We start from the raw sequence: 13,099 nt of genomic DNA on the forward strand, positions 1-13,099 counted from the left end.
CCGGCTATCCTCGAGCTTCAATCGGCACCCACTCTGCTGATTCAGGTCCGGTATATTCGGCACTGGGTCTGATAATGCGATTGTTGGCTCGCTGCTCTTTCACGTGAGCGGCCCAACCGGTCAGGCGTGACATGACGAATATCGGAGTAAACAACTTGGTGGGGATTCCCATGAAGTGATACGCAGAAGCATGGAAGAAGTCAGCATTACAGAACAGTTTCTTCTCCCGCCACATCACTTCTTCACATCTTACTGATACCGGGTACAAACGATCATCCCCAACATCTTCAGCCAGCTTTTCCGACCACTTCTTGATAACGGCATTGCGTGGATCTGACTCTCTGTAGATAGCATGACCGAAGCCCATGATTTTCTCCTTGCGCGCCAGCATATCCATCAAGCCGGCTTCCGCTTCGTCAGCGTTGGAGAACCTTTCAATCAGCTCCATGGCCGCTTCATTGGCACCACCATGCAAAGGGCCTCGCAGCGAACCGATTGCACCGGTAACGCAGGAATGAATATCAGACAACGTGGAAGCGCAGACCCTGGCCGTAAAGGTTGACGCATTGAACTCATGCTCGGCATACAGAATCAGCGAAACATTCATGACGCGCTCATGAAGTTCGTTAGGCTTTTCGCCACGCAACATGGAAAGAAAGTGCGCCCCGATCGAGTCATCATCGGTTTCCGTCTCGATGCGAACACCATCATGAGTGAACCGGTACCAGTAGCAGATAATGGAGGGGAATACGGCAAGCATGCGATCAATGCGGTCATCCTGCTCAGAAAAATCGTTCTCTGTCTCAAGATTACCCAGCATGGAACAGCCGGTGCGCATGACATCCATTGGGTGAGCATCCCTGGGAATCCTCTCCAGCACTTCTTTCAGCGCTTGAGGCAGCCCTCTCTGCGATTTCAACTTAGCCTTAAATGCATCCAACTCTGATTGGGTTGGCAAATGACCTCTCAGTAATAGATGTGCCACCTCTTCGAAGCTGGCTTTCTCCGCCAGCTCTTCAATGCCATATCCCCGATAGGTTAAACCATGCCCAGTCATCCCAACCGTACACAAAGACGTCTGCCCTGCCACTTGTCCACGCAGACCCGCACCACTCAATGCCTTTTCAGCCATATTGTCTCTCCTTAATCTTTCTTAAATTCAGAATTTGTCAGGTTTATTGTTTTTCTTGGGCAAACAAAGCATCCAGTCGCTGCTCATAATCGTGATAGTTGAGGAAGTCATACAAGTCCATTCTCGTCTGCATGAGATCCACCACGTCCTTTTGATCTCCTTTGGCGAGTATTGATTCATAAACCATCAATGCCGCTTTGTTCATAGCCCTGAATGCAGACAACGGATAAAGCACCATATCCGCCCCCGCCTGTGCAAGTTCCTCTTTGTTATATAACGGGGTTTTTCCAAACTCTGTAATATTGGCAAGAATGGGGACATCGAGTGCCTCTCTGAATGCGCGATAGTGTTCCAGCTCGGTTACGGCTTCCGCAAATATCCCATCAGCACCGGCTTCCACACAGGCTTGGGCGCGTTCGATAGCAGCCTCCAGACCTTCCTGAGCAAAAGCATCCGTCCTTGCCATAATGAAAAAGTTCTCATCAGTTCTGGCATCGGTAGCGGCTTTGACCCTGTCGACCATTTCAGACTTGCTGACGATCTCTTTATTTGGACGATGGCCACATCGCTTCTGGGCAACCTGATCCTCAATATGAACCGCAGCCGCTCCCGCCCGAATCATTTCTTTGATAGTCCGGGCAATATTGAAAGCTCCCCCCCACCCGGTATCGATATCGACCAGCAGAGGCACCTCGGTAGCTGCCGTAATTCGTCTGACATCCTCAAGAACGTCATTCAGTGAGGTCATCCCAAGATCCGGAAGACCATATGAGGCATTCGCCACACCGCCACCCGATAAATAGATTGCCTGATGGCCAACTCGTTCAGCCATCATCGCTGCGTATGCGTTGATAGCTCCAACAATCTGTAAGGGTTTGTTGGCTTCCAGGGCTTTTCTGAATCGTAAACCTGCGGACATAATCGGCCTCTCATTGCTGTCTTCTGTTCGAATTTGGCTACTGCCGTGTGCTACTTCTGTTTTTGTTACTTAGAAACTGGTGTCATTGCCTGAATCTAATATTTAAAAAAAATGATGGCTAAATAGTTCAGCCAAAGCTGTGTATTGACTAGAGCTTCAACTGCCCTTCCCGATACCGCTTTTCAATATTCTGTCGCGCAGCGGAGATATGACGGCGCATGAGAAGTTCGGCCAATTCTCCGTCCCGATCTTCCAACGCTTCAATAATTCTCCAATGTTCTTTAAATGCTTTTTCCGGGCGACCACTAAAGGTGCTGAGACGATATCGATACAGGCGCAACAGGTGATATAACTCGCCTGTCAGGACCTGGCTCAATTTCTGGTTTTTGCTACCGGATATAATTCGAAAGTGGAAATCAAAATCGCCTTCCCGCTGGTAATAGGCGATCCCCTGTTGCTCTTCGATTTGACGCGCATGGCTTTCCAGCAGACGTTTTAGATCGTCAATCTCGTCCTGATGCATTCGCCTGGCGGCTTGCCTTGCCGCCATGCCTTCCAAAGCCTCCCGAACTTCGTAAAGATCAATCAATTCTTCCACTGACAGAGAGACAACTTTGGCTCCTGAGTGGGCTTTACGTACGATAAGTCCACGTCCCTCCAATCGATGTATGGCTTCTCGAAGCGGGCCTCGACCATAGCCAAACCGTTGCATCAACTCGGCTTCACTGATTTTTTGGCCGGCGGGTATATCCCCTTTAACGATGGCTGTCTGCAACAACTCGAAAGCAATGTCCGCTTGTGTGCGAAGGTCAGGAGATCTCATTTTGTTTACAATTACCCCGTCAGTGGACGTATCGACTGAAATGAATCCTAGAAACAGGAAGGATTGTAAACATTTTTGTTTACAATTTTAAATAGGATTTTTGAATAAACAGGGATTTTTTAGGAACAACAACCATATCGGCCGGGAAATTGGTTACAAAGAAGAGAGTATAAACCTGGATGGAGGCAAGCCAGCCATCGAATTGTTTACAATATGAAGGGTTCGATTTCGAGCTCCACGCCAAACTTATCAGCAACACTCTGCTGGATCTTTGACGCAAGCCCTTTGATTGCTGCGGCCGGACGATATCCCGGATTTATGATAACAAGTGCCTGCCTGTCGAACACCCCAACGCCGTCATCAACAAATCCCTTCCAGCCACACTCTTGAATCAGCCAGCCAGCGGCAAGCTTCCATTGATTTACTCCGCTCGGGAAAGCCACCACTGAGGGGTACTCATCTAAAATCCTTTGATATAGCTGATCATCGACCGTTGGGTTTTTGAAAAAGCTACCACTATTTGGAACAACGTCCGGATCAGGAAGTTTCCGCCGCCTAATCTCTTCGACTAACGCTCCAACCTCCAGATAACTGGAGGGCTCTCCAGCAGACTCCCAGAATTTTTTAAGTTCTGCATAATCAAGTTTTAGCGGAGCCTTCGGTGACAAACGGAAGGTCACCTCCACAATAATCCATTTCCCGGGATCTCTTTTGAAAATACTGTCACGGTATCTAAATCCGCATTCATCTCGATCAAAGATTTTGAGTTCACCCGTATTACGATTGATAGCCGACACCTCAGAAATGACATCTTTAACTTCGACGCCATACGCTCCGATATTCTGAATCGGTGCAGCTCCAACGGTTCCAGGGATCAGACTGAGATTTTCCAGTCCACCCAGGCCCTGCTGAAGCGTCCACCTTACAAAATGATGCCAGTTCTCCCCTGCCTGAGCCTTCACCCAGACCACTTCAGCATCTTCCACAGACGCCTCACTGCCGAAATTCTCCAGAACCTCAATCCCCAGGATTCCCATTTTAACGACCAATCCTGGTACATGTTCGGAGAAAACCACATTGCTGCCACCTCCCAATACCGTTATAGGCAATGCTCGCTGGCGTGCTTCTTCAAGCGTGGACTTCAATTCAGGAAGACTATAAACAACCACAAACGACTGAGCCGTTGATCGGCAGCCCATGGTATGCAGGGAAGACAGATCTTGATTGACAATAAATTCCATTGGGGACTCAGAAAAATTAATAAAGTCTTATATCTATTTCGGCAGCTTTTGCTGAATTTGGCGAAGCAGGCCACTGCCCGCGTCTTCGATGAGATCCAGTACTAGTTCAAATCCATTTTGACCGCCATAGTAAGGGTCAGGAACCTCGAGAAAATCTGAATCATTCGCATATGAGAGAAACAGCTTAACCTTATGGCGCTCAGAATCGGGGCAAATTTTGCTCAGTTCAGCCAGATTGTCCTTATCCATGGGAAGAATCAGGTCGAATCTGGAAAAATCTTCAACCTTTACCTGACGAGCTCTCTGCCTGTCCAGACGATATCCACGCTTTGCGGCAGCTTCCTGCGCCCTCGAATCGGGTTGCTTCCCCACATGCCAGGGCCCGGTACCGGCAGAATCCACTGCGACCCGATCAGATAGCCCTTCTTTTTCCAGCAATACCTCAAAAACTCCCTGGGCTGTGGGAGATCGACAAATATTCCCCATACAAACAAATAAGACTTTCATGCTTATCTTCCCCAATGGCTTTTATTATTCATCACTCTGAAAAAATCAGACCGCCTTTCAACCGCAGTCAGGCGTTCAGTGTTTAGCTAGAATCGCCCTGACTCGCTCAAGATCTTCAGGAGTATCCACTCCGGCCGGAGGCGTTTTCTTTACCACATCCACATGAATCGAGACACCATGCCACAAAGCTCTTAACTGCTCTAACGCTTCTATGGTTTCGATTGGAGAGGTCCCCCAGTTCACATAAGACCGGAGAAATCCCACTCGGTAAGCATAGATGCCAATGTGCCTGTAGCAGTCCATCGATGGCGCCAGCCCTTCAGTATTCTCGGCAAAGAAATCCCTTGCCCAGGGAATGGGGGCCCGTGAGAAGTACATGGCCATCCCAGCTTCATTTTTTACCACTTTGACCACATTGGGGTTGAACAATGCTCCCCGGTCATGAATTTTTTCACACAGGGTGGCAATGCCTGCTTCCGTCTGATGAGCCAGATTCTCCGCCACCAGATTTATCAATTCCGCCGGCAACAACGGCTCATCGCCCTGCACATTGACGATAATGTGATCATCATCGAGCCCCAGAATTCTGGCACATTCCGCCAGCCTGTCGGTTCCTGAGGGATGATTGGACGATGTCATGATACATTGTCCGCCGAACTGTTTTACCGCCTCTTCAATTTTCCCGTCGTCTGTTGCTACATATATTTCAGACGCATTACTTTCCTGGGCACGATGATAAACATGCTGAACCATGGGTTTCCCGGCGATGTCCAGTAAAGGTTTTCCGGGCAGCCTGGTTGATGCGTAACGCGCGGGAATAATGACGGTAAAATCGGTCATCAGGACAGTCTCTCATCAGTCGTCAAAGTCCGTGCCTCTTTCTCAAGCATCACAGGAATACCATCTCTGATGGGAAAGGCGACGCCATCATTTTTACAGATCAGCTCCTGCTTCTCCCTATCGTATTTAAGGTCGCCCTTACATATCGGGCACGCAAGAATTGATAACAGTTTCTTGTCCATTAAAGACTCTTCCTATTAATTAGGCCGAAAAATATTTTGTACCGGTTACCCAAACGAGGATTATCGTTGCCTCTTGCCAGGTGACCATCGCTTTTCGATCACCTGCTGGATGAGATTTCCTGAAGGCGCTGGCCGACTTGTCCGAAAAAGGCCTTTGACAGCCCGCCTTCCACCTCAAGATACCACAGTTCTTTGACTTTGAAAGCGCCACATTTAACCGCGTCTTTTTCTGTCATGACGACCGGAAACCCATCTTCGAAAACCAGGTCATCCGCCTGATATACATGGTGATCAGGAAACGCATGGCGCACCACTTTCATCCCGAGAGCTTCCAGCGTGGAAAAAAAACGCTCCGGATTCCCAATACCGGCAACGGCATGCACGGTGCGACCAGCAAACAACTCAGTTGCCTGCACTTCGTCTCCGTTTACAGCCACCAGCCGGGTCGGTTTCAGTGTCATCTCATAATCAACAGGCAATCCCGCCTTGCCGTTCGCAATGACAAAATCCACGTTTTTTAAACGTTCCGCAGATTCTCTCATGGGGCCGGAGGGGAGACACCAGCGATTCCCAAGCCCTCTCGCGCCATCGATCACTACAATCTCCATATCCCGCGGAAGCTTCAGGTGCTGCAACCCATCATCACTGATGACGACATTACAATGAAATTTATCCAGAAGGCATCCCAAAGCAGCCGTGCGGTTGGGATCGACGACCACAGGTACTCCAGCTCTTCTGCGGATCAATAAAGGCTCATCTCCACTGACAGCCGGCGAATCTTCAGGCTCGACGACGTGAGGGTAGACACTCGCATTGCCTCCATATCCCCGACTGATCACACCGGGTCGATAACCAATGGATTCCAGATAACCGACCAGCGCCATGACCAAGGGCGTCTTGCCGGTACCGCCGACGGTAACATTACCGACCACGATGACCGGGACATCAGAAACCGCCTTATCCCCTCGAATGAGCCTGTAATATCCTTTTCTGAATAATACGACCGACATGTAGACAAACGTAAGCGGCAGGAAAAGTAACCACCAGAGATTCTTTCCATACCAGACTCGTTCGATAAAGCGGGTCATGCCTCAGCTTCGCTGAATTGTAATTGATGTAATGCCGCGTACGCTCCCTGTTGCGAAATCAGCTCATCATGGGTTCCGGTTTCAACAATTCTACCCTGCTCCATGACAACAATCAGATCTGCACTTTCGATAGTGGACAAACGATGGGCAATCACCAGCGTTGTACGGTCTTTCATGACATTCTCAAGCGCCGCCTGGATATGGCGTTCAGCATGCGTATCCAATGCAGAAGTTGCTTCGTCCAGGATCAGGATAGGAGAATCTTTCAACAATGCCCTGGCAATCGCCAACCTTTGTCGCTGCCCGCCGGAAAGGTTGACTCCGTTGTCTCCCAACACCGTATCGAAGCCGCGATCCAGACTCCCTATGAATTCAATCGCGTGGGCGGCCTCCGCCGCTTTTTCAATATTGGCCAACGGAGCGCCTTTCAACGTTCCATAGGCAATATTATTCGCGACAGAATCATTGAACAGTGTCACCTGCTGGGTCACCAGGGATATCTGTTCCCGCAGACTTGCCAGCTTGAACTCCTTGAGTGAGATCCCATCCAAGGTGATATCACCATCCTGATAATCATAAAAACGGGGAATCAAACTGGCCAGCGTGGACTTTCCGCTTCCTGAGCGGCCCACCAAGGCCACTGTCTTCCCTGCCGGGATATGCAGACTGATGTTGTCCAACACCTTTTTCTCAGCGCCAGGGTAGGAAAAAGAGAGATTTGAAATACGGATATCGCCTTCACATTTGTCCAGCGTAACGGCTCCAAGATCTCTCTCAACATCTTCATCAATCTGGGCAAACACATCTTGTGATGCTGCAATCCCCCTCTGCACAATCGCATTGACTTCAGTCAGCTGTCTGACTGGCTTGGCGCATGTAGTGGCTGCTGTTATGAAGGCAATAAATTCACCGGAGCTCATGTTCTGCAGCACCTGTGGCGACAGAGCCAGCCATACCAGCACCGCGATCGCGATGGAAATAAGCATCTGGATGATCGGCGTCGATATTGCCTGGGTAAAAGAAAGCTTGAGATTCTGCGCAATATTATTTGCACTGGCACCGGTAAACCGCTCCTCCTCATGGCTTTCGCCTCCGAAGGTTCGCATAACGCGGTAACCATTGAAGGTCTCGGATGCCACATGGGTCACATCGCCCATGGAGGTCTGAATTTTGTTACTGATATTCCGAAACTTTTTGGTGATAAAGCTGACCAGCACCCCTATCACCGGTCCAACCGCCAGGAACACCAATGTCAGTCGCCAGTTCGAATAGAGCATGAACCCCAGCAGCCCAATCACTGTAAATCCTTCGCGCAGAATCACCGTAATAGCGTTGGTCGCGGCACCCGTAACCTGCTCGACGTTGTAGGTAATCTTGGACACCAGATGCCCTGTTGAATTGGCATCAAAAAAGCTACAGGGGAGCCTGATAATTCGCGAAAACAACTGTGTTCGCATACTGTGCACAATTTCACGGGAGACAAACGCCATGAAATAGGTGCTGAAAAATGAACCGATTCCTCTTATGGAAAAAACCGCGATGATCAGTAGGGGAACCAGGATTCTGTTTCGATCAGAAGGGTTTTCAATGGCTTCCACCACAAATTTCATGGCAGGCGCCATCGCGGCACTGGCAAGGGCGTAGGTGAGGTTCCCGACGATCGAAATCAGAAACGCCCACCAGGCCGGCTTCAGGTAACCCAACAGGCGCTTGTACACCTGCCAGCCGGCATATTGGTTATTCGTTTTACTCACGGCAACGTGTCTCTATTAGTCCGGTTTAAGGCTTTCGCAAGAATGAAAAGCACTACATAAATGAATAAGGCAGCTTAGTTGCTGCCATCTTCCGAACGTTCCGTTGTAATACTAAGCTTTTTGTATCCCAGTTGACCGGCTATATCCATCGCTCGAACCACAAACTCGTGGGGAGTCTTGGCATCCGCGGTCACGATAAAGGGTAGCTTATTATTGCCGTCGGACAGTTTCTCCACTGCCCGCTTTAATGTGCCTATCTGACTGTTGATCAGAACCCGGCCATTTACCGTGTATTGGCCGTCCCGGTTAATCACCACTTCCACCATATCGACTTCAGCTTCAACAGGCGTGCCTGAAGCCTTTGGAAGCTCGACTTCCAGATGGCTTTCTTTGGTAAATGTGGTCGATACCATGAAGAAAATCAGCAACAGAAAGACCACATCAATAAGAGGTGTCACATTGACTGACAACTCTTCTTTATTCTGACGTCGGAATTTCACTTGGTCTTGGCCCCTTCGATATCGACATCACGGTCTCCGTGAACGACTTCCACCAGTTTCAGAGCCTGCTGTTCCATTTCAACAACGATCTCATCGACCTTACGCTGGAAGAAGCGGTGACAAACCAGCGCTGGAATGGCAATCGTCAAACCTGCCGCGGTGGTAATCAGCGCTTTGGAGATCCCTCCTGCCAAAACCTGAGTATTGCCGGTACCAGCAACCTGAATCTCAGCAAACACATCGATCATACCGATAACCGTACCCAGCAGACCCAACAATGGAGTCACGGCGGCAACGGTACCCAAAGCCGTCAGGAAGCGTTCAAGTTCGTGAACCACATGACTGGCTTCTTCCTCGATACTCTCCTTCATTATTTCACGTCCGTGCTTGGCATTAAGCAAGCCGGCGGCAAGTACACGACCTAAAGGGGATTCCTGTTGCAGTTCCTTAAGTCTTCTGCCGTTAAGTTCTTTTTTCTTCAGACGGGCCATCAAGTCATTCACAATTGACTGCGGGGCAATCTTCCCGGGCCTCAACGTCCAGAATCTTTCTATGATGATCGCCAGTGCCAGAATGGAACACAGCAGAATGGGGATCATGATCAGACCGCCCGCTTTCAACAATTCGTACACTCAATTGCCTCCTACAAAAAATCGCCATACTTTAGCATAGCCTGCCGGATACAGTCACTTCAGAAACACTGTGAAAAGCCTCACATTATTGATTGGTAACAAAGGAATATCGCTCAAAATCCGATCGCGCGGTGGTCACCACCCAATTAATTTTGCCATTCTTCTCTTCGTCCGCAACGATCCTGTCTTCCGCAACGATCCTGATCGCCCCATGCTCCGCAGTATTCATCAGCGGAATTCCCCGGTTCTTAAACCATTGCCGAAACAACCTGTGTGGATGGCCAAATGCATTAAGATGCCCGGTACTGACAATCGCTATTTGCGGTCTGACGGCAGATAGAAACTCCGGCACAAAGGCATTTCCACTACCATGATGAGGCAGTACCAATACATTGGCCTGCAGCTTCTCCCTGGAGTATTCCAATATTCGGCGCTGAACATCGGCTTCAATATCGCCGGTCAATAATATCGAGAAATCGCTATAGGACACTTTCACAACACAGGAATGATTATTGGCAGATCCTCTGACAGCTTCCATATCCATCCCGGATTTGCCCTTACCCCGACCCCGAACCGGCCATAACAATTCCACGCGCATGCCCTGCTCTTCCTCCTTGGGATTTAAGGTATTTAGGGTATTCAAAGAATTTAAGGCATTTGTCGAACACAGCCTGCTTCCTGGCACCCGACCGGGTTCCCCGGATAAGAGGTTATCTGTCGATACGACTTCCAGAAGCGACGACAATCCTCCAGCATGATCCGTATCGCCATGGCTGATGATAATTGGATCGAGATCACGAACGCCGTACCGCTTCAAAGCGGGAGCCAGGATAGATCTGCCGGCATCCCAATATTCATAGCGGGGGCCTGCGTCATAAAGCATGGTCGTATCTTTGTAGCCGGCCATTACCGACAATCCCTGACCCACATCGAATACTTCAACCGTAAATGACGGCAATCCTCCCTCGTAACCTCTGAGTCCCGCCAAAATGATGACAGGGACACCCCAGGCAGCCATAGGTAACCGGAAGTGCAACAGGATGGCGCCGCCTACAGCCAGCAGTGCAGAAGCGGATATGTAACCGGGATCGAAAACCAGGACAGGAAATTCCGCTGCCCATCCGGACACCCACCAAAAAATATCAAACAGTCCTGACACAAGTGAAAACACCGGATCGCTCAGCACAGTCGATAGCATCCCCAGAATCAAAGCAAGCACTGTTAACGGCAAAATCAGAAGACAAATCAACGGAACCGCAATCAGGTTTGCCAGAATCCCTCCGGTGGAAATCTGACCAAAGCCAATCACCAGGATTCCTGACATCCCAAGGAAAAAACCGATTTGGCCGCGCCAGAGTGTCCCTATCTTTGATCGACCTATTTGCAGACGGCGCCCAAACATCAGCAATAATATGCCGACCCCAAAGAACGACAGCCAGAAACCTGCTTCAAATATGGCAAAGGGACTGACCAAACTACATATAAGGAGCACACCGATCATCCAGGAAGACATCAGTCCCGATGCGCGAAGATGCATCACCAGGATGCCGATGATCGTCGTGCAGGAAGCCCGTAATACAGGCACACCAAAATCAACGACTGCAACAAAAGCCAGAAGGAACATCAGCGCACTCAACGATCCAACGACCAGTTGCACTTTTCGCCTGCATCGCCTCACCAGTATCCTGGCCAACAAAAATCCGAAAGTGGCGATCATTCCAATGTGCAATCCGGAAATCACCATAAGATGGGTAAGACCGGATCGATTCAATTGCTCCTTCTGCAAAGCGGATAGATGCCCACGATCGCCCAGAATCAGCGCCCTGAGACTCGAATTGCTTGGAGACTCTGCCAACAATTCAGAAATTCGTTCTCTGACTTTTCCGGTAACATCAAGCGCTGTTGATTTGGAAAGCTTCTCTACACTCACGACTTGGCGAATACTTCCATAAGCCATCCAGGGAGAAGCCCATGCCTTTTGCCAGGCGAATGGTCGACTGAAGTTTTGCAGGGGATGCTTGGATTTAATTCTAATATTCAGTACGTAGCGGATTCCCGGCTCAAGGGTATAGACACAGTAATAGCAAGCCAGCAGAAGTTTATGACGCCCGACCGGGGCCTTCCATGAGCGCCCAGCGGACATTACCTCAATATGACTGGCACACAGCAGGTATTTGCTGACAAAAGCTGTCTTTCCGTTTCCGTATTCATGGGCAGAGTCTTCATTGGCAGAAGTATTTCCATCGCCACAGATTTCGCCAATGACAACAGCCTCCTTGCCATCGACCCAAACAGGCAATTCATGGGATTTTTGATAAATCAGAAGTGCAGCAGCTCCTGCCCCGAAAAGCATCAGAACGATCATACCCAGTCTACGGGCAATCAACATTCTGGCTTTTAAACAGGAGGTCCTGACAATTAAGACCCTGGCAATTAACCCAATAGCCGTAATTAAGCCAATAGCAGCAATTAAGCCAATACCAAATATCGGCGCGGCATATGTGTGGTGAGTTTTTACTGCGGATTCTATGGCATGCTGCCATGGCCCAAATACCAATACAGCGTACCAACCCGAGAGAAACGCAATCATCCGTGATCGCATAACGGTTTCCTTATTACGAACTTCAATCTAATATATTCCGGCGTCCATTCCGGTAGCGCAGGTTAATTATCAGTCATTACCTAAACCCGGCTATTTAGCTGCATAATCATCACTAAATGCTGTATATTTCTCTGCCGCCGGGCGGCAGAAATAATCAGGTACCGGGAACCTTGGCTGTTGCGGCATTACTTTTTAGATACAGAAACACTTAAGGCACAAATACACCTGACATCAACCTGCAATAAATATGCGGGCATATAATATTATTTAAACGGGCTGACAGGGCCTATTTAGAGAAGTTGTAACATCAATGCCGAAAAATTTCATAAAAAAGATGCTCCCAACCCCCGAGAAAATTCGCGCGAATAAAGCATTGGGGTTCCTGGGAGATGTACTGCATGAACCGAATCTTTGGCATATAAATCGACATGCTGTGTCCAAAGCGTTTCTGGTGGGGATTTTCTGCAGCTTTATTCCCATGCCATTCCAAATGGTATTAGCCGCTTTTGTCGCTGTCTGGGTGAATTGCAACCTTCCACTCTCGGTGGCCCTTGTATGGATCAGCAACCCGGTGACCATGCCTCCGATCTTTTATTTTAATTACCTTGTCGGAGCTTATATTCTCGGCACACCCACCATGCATTTTGACTTTGAACTAAGCCTTGCCTGGTTCACCGAAAAGCTATATGAAATCGGCTTGCCACTTTATTTTGGCTCACTTGTGTGTGGCGTTTTCTTTGCCGTGCTGTCTTATGCCATCGTTGAGTTTTTATGGAGACGAAAAATCCGCCGTGAATGGCATGTACGCCAACAAAAACGAGCCAGTCGCAGCTAATAGCCTGATTATTTACTTGTATCATCTTAATTGCTTGTATCACT

13 protein-coding genes are annotated in these 13,099 nt (G+C 49.1%); 1 reads left to right on the forward strand and 12 read right to left on the reverse strand.

Going from position 1 to position 13,099, the window contains the following annotated elements; all coding sequences use genetic code 11:
- Positions 1-4: 4 nt before the first annotated feature.
- The 12 genes from prpC to BTA51_RS10560 form a co-directional block, all read right to left on the reverse strand.
- Positions 5-1,132 carry a 2-methylcitrate synthase gene (gene prpC / locus BTA51_RS10505; RefSeq protein ID WP_094707402.1) on the reverse strand — a complete coding sequence of 376 codons (1,128 nt, stop codon included), beginning with the start codon at positions 1,130-1,132 and terminating at the stop codon, positions 5-7.
- Positions 1,133-1,175: 43 nt separating this feature from the next.
- Entirely contained in the window at positions 1,176-2,051 is an 876-nt protein-coding gene (prpB, locus tag BTA51_RS10510) for a methylisocitrate lyase (RefSeq protein WP_094707403.1), read from the reverse strand.
- A gap of 148 nt (positions 2,052-2,199) precedes the next feature.
- Positions 2,200-2,874: a GntR family transcriptional regulator gene (locus BTA51_RS10515; RefSeq protein ID WP_094707404.1), complete on the reverse strand. Its 675-nt coding sequence runs from the start codon at positions 2,872-2,874 to the stop codon at positions 2,200-2,202.
- A gap of 206 nt (positions 2,875-3,080) precedes the next feature.
- Positions 3,081-4,115: a UDP-N-acetylmuramate dehydrogenase gene (gene murB, locus BTA51_RS10520; RefSeq protein ID WP_094707405.1), complete on the reverse strand. Its 1,035-nt coding sequence runs from the start codon at positions 4,113-4,115 to the stop codon at positions 3,081-3,083.
- Positions 4,116-4,148: 33 nt separating this feature from the next.
- A complete protein-coding gene (locus tag BTA51_RS10525) occupies positions 4,149-4,622 on the reverse strand; it encodes a low molecular weight protein-tyrosine-phosphatase (RefSeq protein WP_094707406.1) in 474 nt (157 codons plus the stop codon).
- 75 nt (positions 4,623-4,697) lie between these two features.
- The gene (gene kdsB, locus BTA51_RS10530) at positions 4,698-5,462 is read right to left on the reverse strand and encodes a 3-deoxy-manno-octulosonate cytidylyltransferase (protein ID WP_094707407.1); all 765 of its coding nucleotides are present in this window, start codon (positions 5,460-5,462) and stop codon (positions 4,698-4,700) included.
- Positions 5,462-5,644: a Trm112 family protein gene (locus tag BTA51_RS10535; protein ID WP_094707408.1), complete on the reverse strand. Its 183-nt coding sequence runs from the start codon at positions 5,642-5,644 to the stop codon at positions 5,462-5,464. The genes kdsB and BTA51_RS10535 overlap by 1 nt, the downstream gene beginning before the upstream one ends.
- Positions 5,645-5,742: 98 nt before the next feature.
- Positions 5,743-6,732, reverse strand: a complete 990-nt coding sequence (gene lpxK, locus BTA51_RS10540) for a tetraacyldisaccharide 4'-kinase (RefSeq protein WP_094707409.1) — start codon at positions 6,730-6,732, stop codon at positions 5,743-5,745.
- Entirely contained in the window at positions 6,729-8,486 is a 1,758-nt protein-coding gene (msbA, locus tag BTA51_RS10545; protein WP_094707410.1) for a lipid A export permease/ATP-binding protein MsbA, read from the reverse strand. Before msbA ends, lpxK begins: the two co-directional genes overlap by 4 nt.
- Before the next feature lie 74 nt (positions 8,487-8,560).
- Positions 8,561-8,986, reverse strand: a complete 426-nt coding sequence (locus BTA51_RS10550) for a biopolymer transporter ExbD (protein ID WP_094707411.1) — start codon at positions 8,984-8,986, stop codon at positions 8,561-8,563.
- Positions 8,983-9,618 (reverse strand): MotA/TolQ/ExbB proton channel family protein, encoded by a 636-nt coding sequence (locus BTA51_RS10555; RefSeq protein ID WP_094707412.1) that lies wholly within the window; start codon positions 9,616-9,618, stop codon positions 8,983-8,985. Before BTA51_RS10555 ends, BTA51_RS10550 begins: the two co-directional genes overlap by 4 nt.
- Positions 9,619-9,703: 85 nt before the next feature.
- Positions 9,704-12,220 carry a DNA internalization-related competence protein ComEC/Rec2 gene (locus BTA51_RS10560; protein ID WP_094707413.1) on the reverse strand — a complete coding sequence of 839 codons (2,517 nt, stop codon included), beginning with the start codon at positions 12,218-12,220 and terminating at the stop codon, positions 9,704-9,706.
- 334 nt (positions 12,221-12,554) lie between these two features.
- Between BTA51_RS10560 and BTA51_RS10565 the strand changes: the two genes are divergently transcribed.
- Complete coding sequence (locus BTA51_RS10565; protein ID WP_256385717.1) at positions 12,555-13,055, forward strand: DUF2062 domain-containing protein; 501 nt, start codon at positions 12,555-12,557, stop codon at positions 13,053-13,055.
- Positions 13,056-13,099: the final 44 nt, after the last annotated feature.

It is taken from the genome of Hahella sp. CCB-MM4 (assembly GCF_002260525.1).
In the GTDB taxonomy this organism is placed as follows: Bacteria; Pseudomonadota; Gammaproteobacteria; order Pseudomonadales; family Oleiphilaceae; genus Hahella.